Source organism: Ochrobactrum chromiisoli (genome assembly GCF_026241335.1).
GTDB classification, from domain to species: Bacteria; Pseudomonadota; Alphaproteobacteria; order Rhizobiales; family Rhizobiaceae; genus Brucella; species Brucella chromiisoli.
In genome coordinates this window covers 1-19,129 of the sequence record NZ_JAPHAV010000027.1, presented here as the reverse complement: position 1 = coordinate 19,129, position 19,129 = coordinate 1, and the positions used below count along the sequence as shown (strand labels likewise).

The following is a 19,129-nucleotide window of genomic DNA, read 5'->3' as shown; positions in this document are numbered from 1 at the left end:
GAAAAGCCAATCTCAAAATCTTCGCGGTTCTGGTCTTGGATCGGCAGCGGCGGGGCAGGGGCTGCAATTCCGTTTGTGGACTGGCGTGTCCAGATGGTGCTTGTCGTGTTTGTTCTTGCGCTCGCGGCTTATGCAATCTTCACGATGCCACAGGCCAAGGCCAAGCTTGAGAAGCTGGTGGACGCGCTATGAGCGTCATTTGGGCCTTAACCCCGAAGTGGCTCAAATACTCAATAGCTGCCCTTGTGGCGGCTTTTTTGTTGCTGGCTGCTGGTTATGTGGCTGGAAAACGTGATGGCCGGTCCAGCACCGAAATCAAAATCGAAAGACAGAACAATGAAGCGACTGACAAAGCCCTTGGCGCTGTGCTCGATTATGATCAGTGCGTCGATGCTGGCGGGGTGTGGACATTCAGGACCGGCAAATGTGAGCGGCGTCCGTAGCGTTCTTGGAACTGATTTGCTCGGCGCGCGCGGCGCAACTGACGCGGATCAGCGAAAGATCGACCGCACAATCGTTCGAGGCTGTGCCGGTGGCGTCTGGTCGAAAGACGAATGCGCAAAGCATGATGAGAAATAAGAGGCATGCCAGTGACAACTGAAGCGGGACAAGACAGAGCCATTGGCCGCGTAGAAGGCAAGCTTGATCAGATCATCAAGGATATGGACCGGGCACGCGATGACCGGAAGCAGCAATATGAAAAGCAGGAAAAGACAGATCGCACCTTAGACGAGGTGATGCGCAAGCTTCAAAGTGTCGATACGCGACTTAGCAATGTTGAGGAACCTGTCGCAGACTTCAACCGTTGGCGCGAGCGCGGGGTTGGGGCAGTCATGCTCGTGTCATTCGCTGCCGCCTCACTTGGTGGACTAGTAGCCGCTTTTGGGAAGAAGCTATGGGCGCTGATGACGGGGTAACTCATGTCTCGTCATGGAGATATTGCAGAGGATCGAAGCAGGGCAGAAGAAGGGGAGTTGAGCGGGAAGGTTAGCCACGATGATACGGAACAAAGCAAAAATTACAAATTGGCTAACCTAGAAATTAGATAATTAAATCAATGTTTGATGCAGTCCCTCCGGGCCCACCATTGCTTAAATCATTGATTTTATTTTGTTATTCCCGCCGGATTTTTCGTTTTGTGCACCTAAATGTGCCCCTAAAACGGGTCTGGTCCGAATCATGGATCTTTGGCAGAAACAGAAAGGGTTCTTCTTTCAAATCCGACCGCCTTCAAATCGGAGCGATTTGGGAAAAACCACTTTAGAATTTGGCTGGGGCAACTTTCTAAGAAGGAAGAAAAATGACGTGCTGCAACGCTCGCGGCAGCGGCGTTGGAAGGCTTGATATCGATAAGAATAAGCGGTTGAACATAGCCCCGACCGGCGCCTAATGGATCGCCGGGCGGTGCCAATCCTCTCGCTAAAGTTCTTTCACTTAAGCATTCTTTTCAAAACATCATCCTTTTTGTAGAATTGATGCCAAAGTGCGGCCAGAGCATGTATGCCAGCGACAATAAGAATGAAATTCGCAAGAAATTCGTGAATTTCCTTCACCGTTCCAGCGAGATCTCTATTTGGAACCAAAAACTGAGGAATAGTGAAGATTCCAAAGAAAGAAAGTTCGTTGCCTCTAAGCTCGGCAAGCCAAATGCCTATTACAGGGATCAAAACTAGAAGAGCATAAAGCAGGTGATGTGCGAATTTCGCTGCGGTTTTCTCCAGCGGCGACATCGTATCAGGCAGTGCGGGTGTGCCTATCGAAACTCTGGTGATAATCCTCCAGACCACAAAGGCGAGCAGCAGAAGCCCAACGGAAATATGCAACCACCATATAGTGCCACGTTCCGGAGATCCCCGAGGATAAAAATCCTCACCGAAAGTTATGAGATAGGCAAAAAGGACGAGAAAAAATACTGACCAGTGCAGAAACTTCTGAACCGGTGTGTATGCAGAGCGTGACATAGGAAGCCCCCAGTTTCGAATAGTTCTATGTTTGCTCAAATTACGGCAATCTTTTGTCTATTTATTATTGGGGAGGGAACGAAATTCCAGACGCAGACAGATCTATGCTGAAAGCCAGAAAAGGCTGGTTGGTGTGATGGTTCTTGGCAGGCATCCGGCCGACCGATTGGGGAGGGTGTATCATGTGACGTGAAGTGACAGGCCCTGCTAAACGACAATCACGAAACAATAATGCCAGTTGCCGTGAGGGCTATTTCAGTCGCTTAGCGTTTGAAGGTGTAATCTGACAATGCGTTTCTTGGCTAAGATCATAGTATACTGCCGCATCCAGTTGAATGGGCGAGGGGAGATATCCCATTCGAAGTGATTACACGAATGTAGCCTTGGAAACTGATTCCCAATTCAAGGGAGGGGCCTATCCAAATGTTCTGAGTAAAGCCTGCGAGTGGAGGGCTTGCTCCCTCAGCAGTTCGATCAATCGACGTAATCACCTTGTAAAAAATAAAGTTCAAATAAAAAACAGGCACTTGAGTTTTTCAGAGAGAGAGTCTATCCACACCAACACGTTGGGGCGTAGCCAAGCGGTAAGGCACCGGTTTTTGGTACCGGCATTCCCTGGTTCGAATCCAGGCGCCCCAGCCATGTATCGCGAGTAAAATCAAAATCTTATTGATTTTACTTAATGTTTCCTAAGGTGGGAATCCTCAGCTCTTCTCGAATTCGCCGAATGTGCATTTAACTGTGGCACAGAGCTATGACACATGCCGATTCGCCTTGTTCGGTTTGTCTCGTAAGCTCCAAACGGCGAGCTTCTATGGCAGTCAGACATCAGGTTCAAAATCTTCAGCGGCGCGGAAATATTTTTTATTGGCGTCCGCGTCTCCCGGCTTCGTTGGGGCGTAATATTGGTTCGCGTCACCTTGCTTTCAGCCTCAAACAGTCTGATCATCGGCAGGCAGGCCACATGGCCCGCAAGCTTAATCTGTTGCTGTTTGAGATTGCAGAAAACCCACGAAGTGCATTGATGTCAAAGGAAGCCCTTGAACGATTGTTCCAGTCCGAAATCGAGCGGATGAACGATCATATGGAGAACCTGCAATTTGCAGGTCAGCGCATGCCGACCGGGTTCCATCAGATCGATAATCTGGCGGCTGATCTGGAAGTCGGATGGGCTTACAGGCTTCTGGAAAAATTCGGTACTCGCCGTACCCTGTTCGAAGAGGAAAGTTGCCAGGGTTGGCGCTTTCTTGAGCAGGCGAAGGTACCGCAGAGCCTCCATCAAGCTATTGCGACATCCTATCGTGGTGAACGCGAAGACGCGGAAAGTTCGCGCTTCGTCGATGAAATGCGTGCTCTCATGCAAGAGCACGGCCTATCTTATTCGATCCTTAATCTCGAAAAGGCCAAAGCTGAGTATTTCAAAGCGCGCGCTGACGTTCTGCTTAATACCGATGGCCGCTATCTCATCAATTACATGGAAGAACGGATCGAGCCGAAGCCTGTCGAACCGCAGCCGATAGTTACTGTTGCTGATGTGGGGATGATGCCGGACATTATTCCGCAGCCGCAGCCGCAGCCGCAGCCGCAGCCGCAGCCGCAGCCGCAGCCGCAGCCGCAGCCGCAGCCGCAGCCGATAATAGCTGAGCCGATCCCTGTAACTGCGCCACCAATAACAGGATTGCCCGGACAGGACCTGTCGGTGAAGCAATTCATGAAGCAGTGCGACCTACTGATCGCCAACAACCGCGAGAACTGGAACGAAGACACGGCAAAGGACGTCAGGACCATTGTTCGCATTTTCTGTGGCATTCTGGGTGAACACAATGTTCTCACGAGCAGTGCCATGGACCAGACACATCTGGCGGCGTTGCGTCAGCATTTCAATAACATCCTCACCAGATGGGGAAGCAGTTCTCGTTACGTGGCAATGACAACCGCGCAGTTGCGCGAGGCGACAGAACGGGAAGTAATTCGCGCGCAAAAGCTCAATCTGCCAGCACCCAAGGTTGGTTTGTCGAGTGGGACCATCAGGCGTCACCTCGGCAATCTTGAACAGTTTCTGAACCATCTTGTCGCGTCTGGCTTCATGTTACGGGCATTCACATTCAAAGGGATCAAACCGAAGAAGCGGCCGACTGCAGCCATTCGTGCTCAAACCCAAAAGCCCGGACCCCAAAAGATAGCGCCTATCTTCGACCTGCCCATATTTACCGGATGCGCGGGACCCGATCCCAGCTTAATGACCTCGCCGGGTGACCAGATCTATCATTCTTCACTGTTTTTCGTTCCTATGCTTCTGACTTATCTCGGATTACGAAGAGCGGAAGCAACGGGGCTCGCCACTGCCGATGTGGTTCAGGAGGAAGGCATCTGGGCAATTAAAATCCGGGCGAATTCGATCCGGGGCGTGAAGAATGATCAATCGATCCGCGATGTCCCTGTGCCAACGGAACTTATCCGGCTGGGGTTCGTCGATTATGCGCAGCGCCTCGAAAAGCTCGGTCACAGCGCTTTGTTTCCTGAATTGATATCTCCTTCATCCAAGGCCAATCCGGGGGACCGTTTTTACAAGTTGTTCGTTCCTTTGCTGAAAGCAGAGGAAGCTCTGGCGGGTCGTCTGTGGGGCCGCACAATCCATGCGTTCCGCCACGGGTTCAGCAACACGCTCAAACAACAGGGTGTGGAGATTTCGATTATCGAGGATATCACGGGACATCTTGGGCGTACGGAAGGCGAAACCCGCTATACGCATATTGCCAGGCTCGAACTTATGCAGAAGGCAATTGGCGCTTATCCCATCATTACCGGGCATCTTGAACTCAAACCTTTGCAGCTGCTGCCCTATGTCGAGGCTTTCGAACCAGCGCCCTGGTTCAAGATAAGGAAGCCGAAGCCGTCGCGGCGGCGTAATCCGTAATCAAAAAAAGCGGCACGACATCGTCAGGTGTCGCGCCGCTTGGATTTATCGACATGGGTTATATCCGTAGTGCGTTTCAGTCCGCATAAGGTTCGGCTGCTTTGGAAACGTGATTGAAAGCGTGATCCAGAGCAGAGCCAAAGGCATCAATATCATCAGGAGACCCCGGTTTTGCTTTCGGGCTCGATTTGATGGACACGACATTCGAAATATTTGCTCCGGCTGGTTGCATAGAGATGCCTAATTGCAGTGTCCCTGGATCATTTTTCGCAATTGCCCAATTCATGACAGGCAAAACTTTGGTCATGAACCAACTGGCCAATTCGGTTGCGGGCGGCCACTGTTCCTTGACACTTAATTGAACCAGCAGTTGGCGCACGGTCTCCCATTCTGAGGTTTTCGGAAAATACCGACCCTGTTCGATGCGAACCGGGACTGCGGGGTTTGGAGCAACGGCGAGGGCGAGATTACACAGTTCGGCATCGGCATAACGGGAAACCATCTTGATCCGTTCCGCCAAGTCGTCCTTGATGAGGCGCTTCCCTTTCGCCTTTTGAGCAGCCGCTGTCTCTACGACGGCGACGATTTCCTGCACATGCTTTTCGAAAGACCTTAAACCGTCACGGATTTTGATCTGCATCAGAGCATTGAGGCCGCCAATTCCCCCGACCTCGAACGGATCGACCCTGGTGTCGGTGGGGGTCGGTTCATCGACCTGCAGGATTTTTCTGACATCCTTCACTTGCAGGCGACCATTGTCCGAAGCGATAAGCAGAGCTCGTTCAATCTGATCGGGTTCCGCTTTAGTCAGTTCAAACAGGACAGTCGGAGCGGCACCGATATCACTTAATCTGACGCGATAGGTGGCGAGCTTTTTATGAATAGCGACATAATTGCGTGCCGAACGATCCGTAAAGCCGCAGCAAGCGCTGACCCACTTGCCAAAAGCGCCGTCCGGCACAAGTTCCGATGCCTTGGCCAGATGCGCCCCCAGATCAAATGCCTGTTCTGTGGTTCTTCTGCCGAGGCTCGCTATTTCGGCCCGGCATTGCTCAAGGTTGGCAATCTGCATTTGATCGAGTCCTGCGGCCTTATAATCGAAAGACGGCAAGCGAGTTTTAGTGGGCGTGTTTTTCGTTTGGTTTGATGTCATAAATTACTCCATTAGTTAACAATCGGAAGCGATCAGATGTAGCTGGTCCCAAACCTATAATAGCATTATAACACATTAAAATCAATATGTTACAAATAAATCAAGTTTCTCCGTATGTTGCTCGCGAAACTTTGACGCGGAAAAATGAACTTTATGACATCGAAATAGTGAACAATTCTATCGGCTGCAGTGACTGACAAATTAACCGCGCAAACGGTATTATTCGTTTGAAAAACATACGGTGGCGTCCAAATTCATCGTATCGATGCAAACGGCGTTTGTGCCGGTCAACCCCGTGAGCAAAATAAATTGCGATGAGTTGCCGGGACTGCAATTTCAATTGCGTGAACATCGTAATGACATGCAGACGAGCCAATTCGAGTTGTGGGCAAGTCATCTAAATTCATAACAATTTGCAGTAACCCGATTCTGAATTCGAGATTTGCGTTACCTGTTTCCAGGCAAACGTTGCCAAATCCGGTATTTTCGATTCAGCGGTAAACGCCGTTTGCGGGTTGAGCAGAAATTGCTTTGCGCCGACAGGTTTCGAGCTCATGCTTTGATTATTGGTGGGTAATTTGGAGAAGCCATGGCATCGAGCAAGCAGCAGGGAGAGCGTTTGCGCAAGCAGCGCGAGCGGCAGAAAGAATATCGGGATCGTTTGAAAGCAGATCGCAAACCGACCCGTGATGACATCGCCCGGGTGTTGCTACATTTCATGATTGTCAAAGCGGTGAAGTCTGGCAATCAAGACGGAATGGAGAAGTTGGTTGATATGCTTCTTGATGCGCTGGCGGATCAGGGCTTCGATAAAGAAGCCTCATTGGATGTCCTCGACGATCTAATTGTCAGATACACCAAAAGGGGGTGGGATTTCCGCCGCAAGATACATTTGAGGCCCCGTGGGATCATTGACGACGCCGAACATTGAGGATTGCCTGCAAAACTATTACTGTCTGACTTCGGCCTGTCCGTTTCACAAACGCAGTTTGTATCTTTTATCTGTTGTCCCCCCATTACTTCATGAAACGCCGTTTGCAGACGAATCGGGTTCTTCGAGTTTGCGGGCCGATAACCGCGTCGTTGAAGATTGCGCAAGAAAACGGCCTGATATTGGGATCGTCCGTGGTGGATCACCGCTTTTTCATATGCCAATATGCGGGCTATCTGCTGTCAAAATAGGTCTTGCGGTCAAGCCTGTGGATAACTTTCAAGCTCGACATTTTGGCTTCCTTAAGTGCTCAACACAAAGCAAAAGCCTTATGGCCACTACGTTTTATCACTGTTTTGGTGAAGCCAAAAAAGCCGGTGATATCCGGGACTTAGATAAAAATGGCCACTTGGGATCTTTTTTTGTTCCGGATCCTTGCAGCACAAATAAGATCCTGCAATAGTCACCTTGCCTGATCGAAAAAGGCGTCCCCATCCGGTGCTGGTAACACCAGAATGGAGACTAACTTAGCCTGCCTACACAGGAGCCAAGCTTATGCTGGATATTATTGATATTCGCCCTGAAATGAAAGATCTGCGATCTGATAATTATCGGCATTGCGGCTCCGCAGCGGAAATAATTTCCGCTTCTGACGCGTTCGGCGCTCTTTAAAGCACGAACTCCCCAATTCCCCTTCTGACAGTCTGGTCGTGTGCGTTTGCGCGCAACGTCACGGTTCTTGCTGCCTTCGAAAACTGACACCGTTTGCATAGCAAGCGCATGCGACCGTTCGTACCCGCTTATCTCCGGCGATACATCGCTTCGGACAAGGAGGACACATGTCTGCAGAAACCATTATAGGTTACATCGACCTCATTGAACACAAAATCCCGGCTCGCAATTTCAGGCGGGAATTGCATGCATCGCAACACCGAACACGGTTGTTGAATAGTATTATCGAGGCTGATGATCGGGCCAGCCAGAAACGTGCGGTTCGTGACGTCCTTCTCAAGTGGGCAATCTGGAATGAAGGCGAGAAGATATTAGGGCTCATTGAGGAAGCATCAGGACGCATGATGGTATCTGTTGATACCAGATCATCACATACGATACTTATCACGCGCGATATTTTTGATAGCGTCGTTAAGTCTGTTGCACGGAAACCTGCATCGGCTGAAGCCATGCTTGCGATTGCCACTTCGGCGCTCCAGGTCGGGCCTTATGCTTTTGATCTGGTGCATTATGACGCTGAGAAGAAACGGCTGCGTGTATTCAGCATAGTTTACGGGGTAGGGTGGTGTGAAGACGCGCTTGATCGTTGGCGTAATGAAATCGGGGCTCTGCCGTCGGTATGGTCTCGTCTGGCACAGCAATATTACGGCATTGATATTGATCATTGCGAATTCGCGCTGATCGATCCGCTGCTCGATGACAGTGATCAAGAAACCGGGGTGTGGGCGATATTTGATCTTGATCAATTGTTTGGCAAAGACGGGATTGCGGACAAAGTAGTGGAGTTGCAGGAAGCGCTCAGAGGAGAGCTGCTCATCCAGATTGGTGACGCTTTTGCGGACACGCAAATAGAACAGATACAGTTGATGGAGCAAGAAATCATAAAGATTGCCCTCGAAGCCTTCAATAGCGGGTCAGCACCGCAAGTTCAAATTCTGAAGCCCGGTGGCACGTCCCACTGAGCCGATATGGGTAACTCGGGCACTGGATCGTGCAAAGGTGAAGGAAACGACCATCACGGATTTATCCGGTATGCCGTAGCGTAGCGCAAAATACTCGTTACGACACCTTCGCACCGGCCATTAGCCTTTTCAATGATACGCCAGCAGCAAACCGGTGAGCGCGGACGCTATAGCGTAATCAATCAGACTACAGAGGATTGCTGTACAGGAAATAGTCAGACGGCATCTGCATCCCGCTGAACGGCTCAGCTTTGGCTCTCGAAAACAATCACGTTCGTTGAACTTCAAGAAACGCCCATTCCTGGGCGCGTTGTTGCGCGCCCGAACGATCCCTCATTTTCTTCATTCATCAGGAACACGTCATGGCGGTCGTAATCAAAAACGGAAGATATAATCGCGAACAACTCGAACTCGAAATCAGGATGCTGAAATCTCTGGTCGCTGATCTCGAGCGGATATCCCAGGGTGAGTATCCGGACGAATGCGAACTGACAAATTCGCCGACGATAACCTGTTGGAAGCTTAGCGCACGTCGTGCAACTTGTCTTGAAGGCGTACTGTTCGAGCATCCTCGGCTCGGCCCCATCGTGCCGAATGGCATCACCTCAGAGCTCTGGCTTGTCGATCTGGACAGGAATTATGCGCGCACATTCAGCCGCTTCTATCGGCTCGGCCAGAAAGACGTCGGTCATTGAGAAAAAATGAAATTGATCAGGCAGCACGCATCAACCGGCATGGTAACCGGTCTGGAAGTCTTCTGCACCTCTGCCAGAGGCGTGGCTGTCTGCCATGGAAAACCTGATACGAAAACGGCTCCGGGAATACGGAAAGGAATAAGGGGAGATTGGCATGAAACTCTGGATCTGGTCTGACGTGCATAATGAACTGCAGGATGTTGCCTATCCGACATGTGAAGAAGCACCGGGCTGCGATGTGATCATGATTGCCGGAGATCTCAATGCGGCACCAGATCTCCATTCGACGCTGGAACTCCTGATCAGACGCTACGAGAAACCGATCCTGTATGTGGCCGGAAATCACGAGTTCTATCAGAATAAATGGCTTATAAGTGATCGAGATCGTTCGCTTGAAAGGGACAGGCAGATCATCAAGGCAATCGAGACTCTTTCTTTGCAATGGCCGCAGCGGTTTTATTGCCTCGATGCGGATGAGGTGATCATCGGTAATACGCGCTTCATTGGCGCAAGCCTATGGGTAGATTTCCTTATGAGACTCCCCGCGAAGTCTGATTTACCGCAGCGAATGTGGGAGGCGCGTCAGATGCTCAACGACTTTCATGCAATCTCCATGCAAGATGGCAACCGGTTCACGCCGGAAAACATGCTGGATCTGCATCGTTCAGATGCAGCTTACATTCGAAAAAAGCTGGCAGAACCATTTGACGGTCCTACCGTCGTGCTGACACATCACATGCCGCATCCCGATTGCACGCCGCCAGCCTATGCAGGTCAAGACGCAAATTACCTGTTTGCCTGCGGTGCAGAGGCCTTCGGCGGCATCCTCCATTCTGAACAGGCCCCGGATTTATGGATCTGTGGCCATACGCATCATGCTTTTGACATTCAAATCGGTCAAACTCGCGTTGTCTGCAACCCCTATGGTTATAGATGGGAGCACGGTAAAAACGGCTTTCGTTGGGACTGGTTGGTCGATATTGAAAAATAGGATAGGTGGGTGCCTTCCAATAGCTGTGTGGGATTTTTTCGATTAGAGAGTCGTCGTTCTGGCATCGGCGCTCAGGCGCGAGTCGTATTGGTTTTGCCCAGGTTTCTTCAATGAAGACAAACCAGCCCTGATCACACAGATGTTAAAGGATATTCCACCCCGGTCAGAACGGGGCTAACTTTGGCCAGTCTTACTCAACCACATTATCATTCCATTTTCACACATCAAGCACGGCATATGAAGAAACGGTACAGTTCGGGGGTGAGGACGATCAGGTCCATCTCACCTATGCTGCTAGCTCCTCAAACAGCGAGAATGGGTCACCATGCTCCTCAGTTTGATCGGCCAATGTCACCTTCCTATGGTTTACGAGTAAAGCGGCCCGCCGCACGGTCCTGAACCGCACCGGGTTTGCCGGAGACCCCAACTTGTGAGAAATAGGGTCTATGACAAGCAAGACGACGAACAAATTCTCTCCTGAAGTCCGTGCTCGTGCCGTTCGGATGGTGACGGAACATGAAGCCGAGCATTCATCGCGCTGGGCGGCAGTATCATCGATAGCGGCCAAGATCGGCTGCTCGGCGCATACCCTCCATGAATGGGGCAAGAAGGCCGAGGTAATCCATCGCCGGGGACCATGGCGCAAATTCGAAGCGGTGGAGTTCGCCACGCTCGAATGGGTCGACTGGTTCAACCACCACCGCCTTCTCGAGCCCATCGGAAACATTCCTCCAGCCGAGGCCGAGCAACGCTACTACGCCATGCTGGACGAACCAGCCATGGCCACATAACTTAAATCAAACGGTCTCCGGCAAACCCCGTGCGGTTCAGTCCCGCCCAACCCAGTGGATTGTTGTTGTGATAGTGCAGCGCCGAACCGGGCTGCTTACCGCGTGGTAGTTCAAGCCTTTACATCGCTAGCCACTGAACGCGAACACGTAAATCAACAGCCATCCTGCAAGCTTCCTTTAGCGGTGTGTTTCTGGATGCAAAGCTCACACGTATTGGGATGTCCCCAGATTCAAAATGGTTAAAAGCCACTCTGCAGAAGGTAAATTTTCAAACCGTCTATAAGATGTTCACAACGATTGGGTGTTCTGGTATGGGCGTCATAGAAATTAGTGCTAAGAGTATCAACCCCGGCAGTTCTCGATAAGGAGCGGAGTTATTGTACGTACTACAGGAATGTGATCCCTCGCTTACATCGGAAGAGTTTCCAGCACATTTTTTTGCGCGAGATACCTATCAGTACGCAGACGCGGGGCCGTTAGAAGCTCTGGACGTTTGGTCATATGATACATTATTTGGGGCCTTTCAAATTGGTGCTTGGGCAGAGAACACGAATCTCGAGAAGGTTGGTATTAATATCGGTTCCTCTATATCCGGTGCAGTAGAAGTCTATTGTCGTTTAGTTGGACGACCACCGGAGCGTATTACCTGCCAAACCGATGTGAATGGTGTGCTTTGGCTAGATATTCCTCAAAATGAGGCGGGGATAATTTATCCAGTATTAAGTAAAGAAAAATCCGCTGGCCCTTTTAAGGTCCAATACGTAACAACGGAAAAGCCAATCAAAGAGGCAGTTCTCTCTATAGTAATACCTACATTCAAGCGAGAAATACAAGTAATTAAAAATGTTAATAGAATATCTTTGCACCTTATTAGAAGAAAATTAAATAAATTCAAAATAATAGTCGTGGATAATGGAAATACATTAAAGAGGAATGATTTTTCCGATGCTGAAAATATTGAGATTATTGCAAACCGTAATTTGGGAGGAGCAGGTGGATTTGCCCGTGGCTTAATAGAAACAGCAGACAATAGTGATAAATTTACCGATGTTTTAATGTGTGATGACGACGCGGATATTTGTCCTGAGTCGATTTCCCGCGCTGCAGCTCTCCTCAGCTACGCGCATCAAGACATTTATATCGGCGGGACGATGTTATATCAACACGACCGGAATTTTATACATGAGAGCGGTGCGGCGATTCATGGGCCGTACGGGTTCCAATCTTTTCGTCAAGGGCTCAATGTTAGTAAGCCTTGGGATGTGGCTGAATTCGATAGAGCTCAATCGATCCAATATTTTGGCTGGTATATGGTGGCTTTCCCAGTATCGGTTTTGAATAATTATGGCTTTCCTCAGCCTTTTTTTATTAGGTTCGATGATCAAGAATATGGGTTGAGGCTGATAGGCAGTGGAGTAAAGCCTGTTACATTGTTAGGGATCTGTGTATGGCATGAGGCATTTCATTTGCGAGATAGCCAAATTACCCATTATTACTTGGCTCGAAACGGTTTGATATCTTTGATGTTGCACCGCAGTTCCTTATCCGGGTTCAAGGTATCAAGGCAACTATTTAAAGAATTTATCCGTAGCTTGTTCAGCCTTAGGTATGATCGAGCGAATTTCATTTTAAAAGGTATCGACGACGCTTTAAAAGGGCCTGATTTCGTCAGAAATGTTGATGCTGAACGACTGAATACCCAGTTGATTGCGGAGCAGACACAAAAAATTAGTGCGAAAACCTATAATCAAATGGATGGTATTGCATTTCATCCAACAAATTATCATGGAGGAAAATCTAAGGTTTTATTAGCAGCTATCTCGCTTGGGGGGAATGTTTTTCCTAGATTCTTTTTAAGAAAAAAGACATTCGATTACATAAATTCCGCTAATCCTGTAGCTCACACATTAAGTGAGAAAATATTCTATTATGAGCCTATTACAAAACTGGGGTGGATTGCTGTGCGTGATAAGAAAAGGTTTTTCGGTATATTATTAAGATCTCCATATTATTTCGTACGCCTTGCTTTCTCTTATACAAGGGTTGGTAAAAATTTCAAAAAGAAGCAATCTCAGCTCGTGAGTAGAGAAATGTGGGGGAAGCACTTTACACAAGCAGGAAGGGAAGAAAGCAATGTTTGATTCTGTTGTGGATTCACGTCTGCTTATGCTGCGTGATTTGATTGCTTCAGATTCTGTTAGTGTCGTGAGCTTCGATGTATTTGACACGCTGCTTCGACGCCCGTTAATGCGACCTGAGCATATGTTCTTTGCTATCGGTGAAGGATTGGAGCAGTTAGGGGTTGATAATGAAACTGCGGTTAGGTTTGGGGAAGCCCGAATAATTGCAGGAGAAAGAGCGAATCATTACGGGAATCTCCAGGGTCGGGAAGATGTTGGGATAGATACTGTATATCAAATCCTCGTTTCAATGTTGCCCAAGCTCGGTTCGTATGCCGACAGGATCAAGGAAATCGAACTGCAGTGGGAGCGGTCACTGTTAGAAGTTTATCCTCTTGGGAAAAAATTATTTGATTTCGCGGTTGCTAGCGGAAAGCGGGTCGTCCTGACATCCGATCAGTATTTACCTAAATCTTTCATTGAATCAGTTTTGGCCGAAAACGGTTATTCCGGTTATGAACACTTTTTCCTTTCAGGTGAGGTTGGCGCCGTTAAAGGTACAGGCACTCTATTTGATTGGCTTATTCTGAGGTTGAATGTTGGTCGCGATGAAGTTCTGCATATCGGTGACAACCATTTTACAGATGTTGAAGCGCCGAAACGGCGAGGCCTGAAAACTGGCCAAATCCCTCAGTCTATCGATCTTCCCGGGCATGCTGGTAGGCATTCTGCGGCGGGCAGGCATGCGACATTAGGATCGGTAGCACTGGCCCGCTATTTACACACTGCTGCCGATGAAACCGTGGAGAGGGGGTTCGCAGAATTCAGATCAGGAATAGAGTTTGTCGGTTACACATTTTATGGACCTATTTTAGCTGGTATTGCAGCGTGGTTGGTTCGAAAACTGGAGGAAGATCGCCTTGATAAGATACTTCTGTTTGCAAGAGATTCAGAAGGGTTAAGTAAAGTTCTCTCGGTTATGTATCCTCAGCACGCTCATAGGTTTACCTATGTTTATGCTTCTCGCCGTTTGCTTGTTTATCCATCAAATGATTTAACTGGTATTGAAATATTTAGACATTATAAACATTTAATTGATGAAAATGTAGATGCAAAGCAATTTCTGGCTAGGATAAGTGGGCAGGGTGCTAACCTAACCGATTTATCCGTTCATTTTAATGAATCAGATCGCATGGCTGATGAAAAAGTGCTGCGTAAAATGGAGCGGTTACTTGACCGTTACTATAGTGATCGTAGCGCTAAGCTGATGGACTGGCAAAGAGATAATCAATTAGTCGATTATTTTTCGAGCGTCGTCGGAACAGCTCGTCGAATTGGAGTGTTCGATATCGGTTGGCGCGGAAATTTGCAGCGATCTCTTGCAGGATTGCTTCACGATAGGGCGCTTGAAATACGCGGTTTGTATGTGGGTAACATGTATGAACACGAATTGGCGAAGAGTTTCATCGACGCAGATTCTCTCGCATTTTCGTGCAATTATCCCATAGATGTGTTCGATAACATCGCTCCAAATATCTGGCCATTAGAATTGATTTTTGGAGGTACTGCTCCGAGTATAATTGGAATTGAAAAGGGAGATGATGACTGGACTCCTATATTTGAATCGCGCTCGCCATCCAAGGATAAGTTAAATCAAGCGGCTGAAATTTTTCAAACCTCAGCGGTCAGTTTTATTAGGGACGCGTTAAAGAAAAATAGAGATCTCCTTTATCGACTTGCAACACCGAAATCGACCGTACGATTGTTGCAAGAATACTTGGCTAATCCGGCTTGGATTGATGCGCACTTCCTTTCAGATTTTTCGTGGACAGCGAATATTGACGAAGAATTGGGAACACGTTTAATCGCATTACCTCACAAAAAAACTGGCCGATCATTGGCTCGCGCAAAATACAAAAGTCATTGGCCATCGGGATATGAGGCGCTTCTAACTGTCGACGATAGAAAAAAGAGAGATAGATATATAAGGCTGCGTGGAAGAGTTTTGAGGTTAGCTGAACGATACAAACCGATTAGACGTGGCTTTTCCTTATTGAAACGAGTATTGTAATGAAGACGATTACGTTGGCGTTGATCAGTCGTGCGGATAGTGCGGGAGGAGGGGCGAGTAGAGTCGCTGATGATATATATAATGGTATAATAAAGAATGAGAATGTGATAGCGAAACGATTTGTCAATGAACGGGTAGGAAGTACAGATGATATTAATTATCAATATATTGTTACCCGGAAGGAGAAATATTATTCAATCACAAAACGCGCGCTCAATAAGATAGGTTACGTTGATCATTTCCCGATTGAGCGGATTGGACTTAACCTTGATATAATGGCAAGTGATATTGTGCATGCTCACGATATATCGAGCGCTATGGCACCTGCAGTTTTGAAATGGTTAGCTAAGCGCGGCAAGCGCGTTATCTGGACGTTACATGATATGTCACCTGTAACGGCAGGCTGCCTTTATTCTCTTGGTTGCGATAAATGGCAAACTGAATGTAACGCATGTCCTCAACTGGGCGCGTGGCCGCTTCTAACTCATACTGACCGTACGCCAGCGTTGCACCGGAAACGGTTGAGTGTTCTTGAAAAGGGACAGGTGGAAATTGTAACTCCGAGTAAATGGTTAGGGGATATCGTAACTGCACGTATTCCAAACGCTAATGTTCGAGTCATCCATAACGCCGTTAACATAGCTGAATTTGATTATATTCCAAATAATGAAAACAATGCGGAACCTACGCTAGTCTTCATAGCCAATCATTTGAATGATCTTCGCAAGGGGGCTTTATATCTTGGCGAAATTGCCAAGTATGTGAATTCAAAAAACATAAATCTTTCTATTAAGGTTGTCGGACGTACTCGTAATATTGGCGTGGAAAAACGGGGAAACTTAACTATCCAATACGTCGGCCATCTCGAAAATCGCTCTGCAATGAACCAAATTATGAGCGAATCTCACGGTCTACTTTTCCCTTCGCATGCGGATAATTTTCCTCTTGTCGTTTTGGAAGCCATGGCATGCGGCCTCCCCGTGTTCGCATTCGACACGGGCGGAATTAGAGAAGTGGTGGATGATCTAACTGGCTACGTCGCGGTTCCAGGTGCAATAGAAAATTTGATTGACGCCTTTTTGCAAGTATTCCACTCTTATCGTATTGAAGAAATGAGATACACCGCGAGAAAGGTCATTGAGAATAAGTTCACAATAGAGCGGTTTAACGTGGATCATGCTAAATTATATGGTTTAATGGATCAAAGGTAACGGAAGTAAATAGGACGGAATTTGAAAGGAATGAATATGAATTTTAAAGATTATCTTCGTTTTAGATTTCGCCGCTTTCTTCGCCTTCCAACGGATTTGGGGTGGCCGGAGAATGTCATTGCTTCGGATCCAACACCTGTGGTGGGAGAGAATCTGGACAAAATTCAATTGTTCGAGAAATTATTTGATCCAAAAACGGGTGGGTATTCTATGCCGGAATGGCTTCCCGATGCCAAGATTGATGAAATGGTTATCGAAAATTGGTTGGAAGAATTTAGAAGCCGCCCAAGCCATGATCCCGTGGAGGTTGAGGTCGGTAATCTCTATTATTGGCTGGTTCGCTTGATAAAGCCAAAATACGTCATCGAAACAGGAACGAATAATGGATACTCGACGGCTCAGATAGCAAAGGCAATGTTGGATGACGGGTCAAATGGTTCAATAATTACTATTGATCCTCAGAGTCCGCATCATCTTTTCAGAGATACGGATTTTCAGAATATGGTATCTTTTATTAAGGGATTTAGTACGGATGTGCATATTCCAGATGGTGCTCATTTTGATTTAGCGGTTCTGGACAGTGATCATACGTATGATACTATTATAAAGGAGGTTATTCGCTTCGAACCTTTGCTGGACGTCGGTGGATACATGATTTTACATGACTCTGTTTTATTTGACGGGGTCGGTCACGCTGTTAGGCAGCTACGAAAAACGGGAAGATTTGAGCAAGTGACTTTGCCATCTACGCGTAAACTTAACGGTATCGGTCGGACACCGGGCGTGACCATTCTACGTAAATTGAGGAAATCACCTGAAGTATATGATATAGATTTTGACACTGGCTGGTCTGGTGTGAGTTGGTCTGCTTCAGATCGTGATGTAACTGATAGAAGTTGGCTCGTTGACCAAAAAATGTAGCCAGTTGGTAATTACGGTGGATATCCAAGCTGCCTCAGCTTATTAGAACGGCTATGTTGAATTCTTCAACGGTCGGATGCGCGACGAATTGCTCAACGAAAGCTTGTTCTTTGGCCTCGATCACGCCCGCAGCGCCATCGCCCAATGGGCCGACGATTACAACAATTTCCGGCCATACTCGTCGCTGGTTGACGTTGCCCCCAAGTTTTATCCAGTTTTGAGTTCGCTCCAGCGGTTTTTGAGGTGCACCCCGCATTTGGACCACGGAGAACTGGAATTTTCCGGGTTTAAGGCTCAAAGCGGCGGGGATGCCGTTGAGCCATTCATAAGCGAAATCGGCACCTTATTGCCAATGGCGCTATGTGGCCGGAATTCGTTATAGATCCTATGCAAGCTCGCCGCGGAGCTTGATAATTTGCCTCCGCTTTCCATGGAGGATTATTATGCGCGCTGAAAGTGTAAATGATTGCTACGTCGCCCTTGAACTCAGCCAACGCACATGGCTGATCGGCTATCTTCTGCCTGGCTCGGGCAAGGTGCAGACGGTGACGGTTGCCGGTGGTAACGCCGAAGCTCTTCTGTCGGCGCTCGCAAAAATCGAAACCCTAACGGGAGTTCGGTCGCAGGCGGAATGCGCCCCGGGATCGATGCGGGTCTGCTTTGAGGCGGGCTATGACGGCTTCTGGCTGGCCCGTTTTCTCATGGATCGCGGCATTCATACGACAATCCTCGACCCATCCAGCTTTCTGGTTTCACGACGAGGCCGACGTGTGAAGACAGACCGCGTCGATGTTGAAGCGATGGCGTTTACGCTGAAGGCGTATCTGCTTGGAGACAAGTCAGTTTGTAGACCTGTACGGCTGCCTACAATTGAGGAAGAAGACGCCAAACGCCTTTCTCGCGAACGCACACAATTGAAGAAGGAGCGCACGCGACACGTCAATCGTATCCGCGCATTGCTTGTTCTCCACGGCATTCGCTCTGTTCCTGGCCTTTGGGGAGGACGCTGGAGGTAATCCCCCCGGCAATTAATAGGCTTTAAAAGTAGAATTTTCTCGGCATTATGATCGAGGAGATTGTTGATGAAGATAAGCAGATTTAGCGAACCGCAGATTCTTGGGATCCTGCGTCAGAGGTGGTTCGGTTTGTCTGAACAGTTTCGGGCGTTTCGTTAAGTGGATTTCCGCCGCGATTATGCCGCCACCATCATTGGTGTCAGCGCGTTGAAGTAGACCTGATCCGGCGTCTGCCGGTCAAGGGATGAATGTGGGCGTCGGCTATTGTAAAAGGTCAGATATCGACCGATGCCGACGCGGGCCTCAGACACGGTCTTGTAGGCGTGGAGATAAACCTCCTCATATTTGATCGACCGCCAGAGCCGCTCGACGAAGACATTGTCCCGCCACGCGCCCTTGCCATCCATCGAGATGGCGACTTCCGCCTTCTTCAGCACGGTGGTGAAGTCAATGGACGTGAACTGCGATCCCTGATCTGTGTTGAAGATATCCGGCTTGCCATAGCGGGCCAGCGCTTCCTCAACCGCTTCGATGCAGAAGGCCGCTTCCATCGTGATCGACAGTCGCCACGATAAAACCTTGCGGCTGAACCAGTCCACGACGGCGCAGAGATAGACAAAACCACGCGCCATGGGGATATAGGTCAGATCCATTGCC

The 19,129-nt window shown here is 48.5% G+C and carries 17 protein-coding genes, 1 tRNA gene and 4 pseudogenes; 18 read left to right on the top strand and 4 right to left on the bottom strand.

Going from position 1 to position 19,129, the window contains the following annotated elements; genetic code table 11:
- The 3 genes and pseudogenes from OPR82_RS21835 to OPR82_RS21825 form a co-directional block, all read left to right on the top strand.
- Positions 1 to 192, top strand: a pseudogene (locus tag OPR82_RS21835) (glycoside hydrolase family 19 protein); the annotation flags it as partial.
- A 144-nt stretch (positions 193 to 336) separates the two neighbouring features.
- Positions 337 to 579: a hypothetical protein gene (locus tag OPR82_RS21830; RefSeq protein ID WP_265987077.1), complete on the top strand. Its 243-nt coding sequence runs from the start codon at positions 337 to 339 to the stop codon at positions 577 to 579.
- 5 nt (positions 580 to 584) lie between these two features.
- A complete protein-coding gene (locus tag OPR82_RS21825) occupies positions 585 to 917 on the top strand; it encodes a hypothetical protein (protein ID WP_265986767.1) in 333 nt (110 codons plus the stop codon).
- 260 nt (positions 918 to 1,177) lie between these two features.
- Here OPR82_RS21825 and OPR82_RS21820 read toward each other — a convergent pair whose 3' ends face one another.
- Positions 1,178 to 1,411 carry a hypothetical protein gene (locus tag OPR82_RS21820; protein ID WP_265987078.1) on the bottom strand — a complete coding sequence of 78 codons (234 nt, stop codon included), beginning with the start codon at positions 1,409 to 1,411 and terminating at the stop codon, positions 1,178 to 1,180.
- A gap of 19 nt (positions 1,412 to 1,430) precedes the next feature.
- Positions 1,431 to 1,961 (bottom strand): cytochrome b, encoded by a 531-nt coding sequence (locus OPR82_RS21815; protein ID WP_265987075.1) that lies wholly within the window; start codon positions 1,959 to 1,961, stop codon positions 1,431 to 1,433.
- A 567-nt stretch (positions 1,962 to 2,528) separates the two neighbouring features.
- Here OPR82_RS21815 and OPR82_RS21810 point away from each other — a divergent pair.
- Both OPR82_RS21810 and OPR82_RS21805 read left to right on the top strand, forming a co-directional pair.
- Positions 2,529 to 2,603 (top strand) — tRNA-Gln (locus tag OPR82_RS21810).
- A 172-nt stretch (positions 2,604 to 2,775) separates the two neighbouring features.
- Positions 2,776 to 4,878 carry a tyrosine-type recombinase/integrase gene (locus OPR82_RS21805; RefSeq protein ID WP_265987074.1) on the top strand — a complete coding sequence of 701 codons (2,103 nt, stop codon included), beginning with the start codon at positions 2,776 to 2,778 and terminating at the stop codon, positions 4,876 to 4,878.
- Positions 4,879 to 4,954: 76 nt separating this feature from the next.
- Here the strand turns inward: OPR82_RS21805 and OPR82_RS21800 are convergent, their stop codons facing one another.
- Positions 4,955 to 6,031 (bottom strand): hypothetical protein, encoded by a 1,077-nt coding sequence (locus OPR82_RS21800; protein ID WP_265987073.1) that lies wholly within the window; start codon positions 6,029 to 6,031, stop codon positions 4,955 to 4,957.
- Positions 6,032 to 6,620: 589 nt separating this feature from the next.
- Here OPR82_RS21800 and OPR82_RS21795 point away from each other — a divergent pair.
- From OPR82_RS21795 to OPR82_RS21735, 13 genes and pseudogenes are all read left to right on the top strand, one after another.
- Positions 6,621 to 6,962: an EMC3/TMCO1 family protein gene (locus tag OPR82_RS21795; RefSeq protein WP_265987072.1), complete on the top strand. Its 342-nt coding sequence runs from the start codon at positions 6,621 to 6,623 to the stop codon at positions 6,960 to 6,962.
- Positions 6,934 to 7,425 (top strand): hypothetical protein, encoded by a 492-nt coding sequence (locus OPR82_RS21790; protein WP_265987071.1) that lies wholly within the window; start codon positions 6,934 to 6,936, stop codon positions 7,423 to 7,425. The genes OPR82_RS21795 and OPR82_RS21790 overlap by 29 nt, the downstream gene beginning before the upstream one ends.
- A 376-nt stretch (positions 7,426 to 7,801) precedes the next feature.
- Positions 7,802 to 8,656, top strand: a complete 855-nt coding sequence (locus OPR82_RS21785; RefSeq protein WP_265987070.1) for a hypothetical protein — start codon at positions 7,802 to 7,804, stop codon at positions 8,654 to 8,656.
- Positions 8,657 to 9,018: 362 nt separating this feature from the next.
- Positions 9,019 to 9,351 carry a hypothetical protein gene (locus OPR82_RS21780; RefSeq protein ID WP_151606402.1) on the top strand — a complete coding sequence of 111 codons (333 nt, stop codon included), beginning with the start codon at positions 9,019 to 9,021 and terminating at the stop codon, positions 9,349 to 9,351.
- A gap of 154 nt (positions 9,352 to 9,505) precedes the next feature.
- Positions 9,506 to 10,342, top strand: a complete 837-nt coding sequence (locus OPR82_RS21775) for a metallophosphoesterase (RefSeq protein WP_265987069.1) — start codon at positions 9,506 to 9,508, stop codon at positions 10,340 to 10,342.
- A gap of 446 nt (positions 10,343 to 10,788) precedes the next feature.
- A pseudogene (locus OPR82_RS21770) lies at positions 10,789 to 10,962 on the top strand (IS3 family transposase); the annotation flags it as partial.
- Positions 10,951 to 11,133, top strand: a pseudogene (locus tag OPR82_RS21765) (IS3 family transposase); the annotation flags it as partial. The pseudogenes OPR82_RS21770 and OPR82_RS21765, both read left to right, overlap by 12 nt.
- 377 nt (positions 11,134 to 11,510) lie before the next feature.
- On the top strand, positions 11,511 to 13,274 hold the full coding sequence (locus tag OPR82_RS21760; RefSeq protein WP_265987068.1) for a glycosyltransferase family 2 protein: 1,764 nt from the start codon (positions 11,511 to 11,513) through the stop codon (positions 13,272 to 13,274).
- On the top strand, positions 13,267 to 15,324 hold the full coding sequence (locus OPR82_RS21755; protein WP_265987067.1) for a hypothetical protein: 2,058 nt from the start codon (positions 13,267 to 13,269) through the stop codon (positions 15,322 to 15,324). The genes OPR82_RS21760 and OPR82_RS21755 overlap by 8 nt, the downstream gene beginning before the upstream one ends.
- Complete coding sequence (locus OPR82_RS21750) at positions 15,324 to 16,535, top strand: glycosyltransferase (protein WP_265987065.1); 1,212 nt, start codon at positions 15,324 to 15,326, stop codon at positions 16,533 to 16,535. Before OPR82_RS21755 ends, OPR82_RS21750 begins: the two co-directional genes overlap by 1 nt.
- A gap of 36 nt (positions 16,536 to 16,571) precedes the next feature.
- A complete protein-coding gene (locus tag OPR82_RS21745; protein ID WP_265987063.1) occupies positions 16,572 to 17,456 on the top strand; it encodes an O-methyltransferase in 885 nt (294 codons plus the stop codon).
- A gap of 46 nt (positions 17,457 to 17,502) precedes the next feature.
- A pseudogene (locus tag OPR82_RS21740) lies at positions 17,503 to 17,667 on the top strand (integrase core domain-containing protein); the annotation flags it as partial.
- A gap of 232 nt (positions 17,668 to 17,899) precedes the next feature.
- Positions 17,900 to 18,472 carry an IS110 family transposase gene (locus OPR82_RS21735; RefSeq protein ID WP_265987061.1) on the top strand — a complete coding sequence of 191 codons (573 nt, stop codon included), beginning with the start codon at positions 17,900 to 17,902 and terminating at the stop codon, positions 18,470 to 18,472.
- Positions 18,473 to 18,648: 176 nt separating this feature from the next.
- Here OPR82_RS21735 and OPR82_RS21730 read toward each other — a convergent pair.
- A partial coding sequence (locus OPR82_RS21730) for an IS3 family transposase (RefSeq protein ID WP_265987059.1) occupies positions 18,649 to 19,129 on the bottom strand: 481 nt, incomplete at its 5' end.

Excerpts from the sequence above, each read along its gene's own strand:
- OPR82_RS21830 (WP_265987077.1), top strand. The coding sequence starts at position 337 with ATGAAGCGACTGACAAAGCCCTTGGCGCTGTGCTCGATTATGATCAGT.
- OPR82_RS21825 (WP_265986767.1), top strand. The coding sequence starts at position 585 with ATGCCAGTGACAACTGAAGCGGGACAAGACAGAGCCATTGGCCGCGTA.
- OPR82_RS21815 (WP_265987075.1), bottom strand. The coding sequence starts at position 1,961 with ATGTCACGCTCTGCATACACACCGGTTCAGAAGTTTCTGCACTGGTCA.
- OPR82_RS21805 (WP_265987074.1), top strand. The coding sequence starts at position 2,776 with ATGGCAGTCAGACATCAGGTTCAAAATCTTCAGCGGCGCGGAAATATT.
- OPR82_RS21800 (WP_265987073.1), bottom strand. The coding sequence starts at position 6,031 with ATGACATCAAACCAAACGAAAAACACGCCCACTAAAACTCGCTTGCCG.
- OPR82_RS21795 (WP_265987072.1), top strand. The coding sequence starts at position 6,621 with ATGGCATCGAGCAAGCAGCAGGGAGAGCGTTTGCGCAAGCAGCGCGAG.
- OPR82_RS21785 (WP_265987070.1), top strand. The coding sequence starts at position 7,802 with ATGTCTGCAGAAACCATTATAGGTTACATCGACCTCATTGAACACAAA.
- OPR82_RS21780 (WP_151606402.1), top strand. The coding sequence starts at position 9,019 with ATGGCGGTCGTAATCAAAAACGGAAGATATAATCGCGAACAACTCGAA.
- OPR82_RS21775 (WP_265987069.1), top strand. The coding sequence starts at position 9,506 with ATGAAACTCTGGATCTGGTCTGACGTGCATAATGAACTGCAGGATGTT.
- OPR82_RS21755 (WP_265987067.1), top strand. The coding sequence starts at position 13,267 with ATGTTTGATTCTGTTGTGGATTCACGTCTGCTTATGCTGCGTGATTTG.
- OPR82_RS21750 (WP_265987065.1), top strand. The coding sequence starts at position 15,324 with ATGAAGACGATTACGTTGGCGTTGATCAGTCGTGCGGATAGTGCGGGA.
- OPR82_RS21745 (WP_265987063.1), top strand. The coding sequence starts at position 16,572 with ATGAATTTTAAAGATTATCTTCGTTTTAGATTTCGCCGCTTTCTTCGC.
- OPR82_RS21735 (WP_265987061.1), top strand. The coding sequence starts at position 17,900 with ATGCGCGCTGAAAGTGTAAATGATTGCTACGTCGCCCTTGAACTCAGC.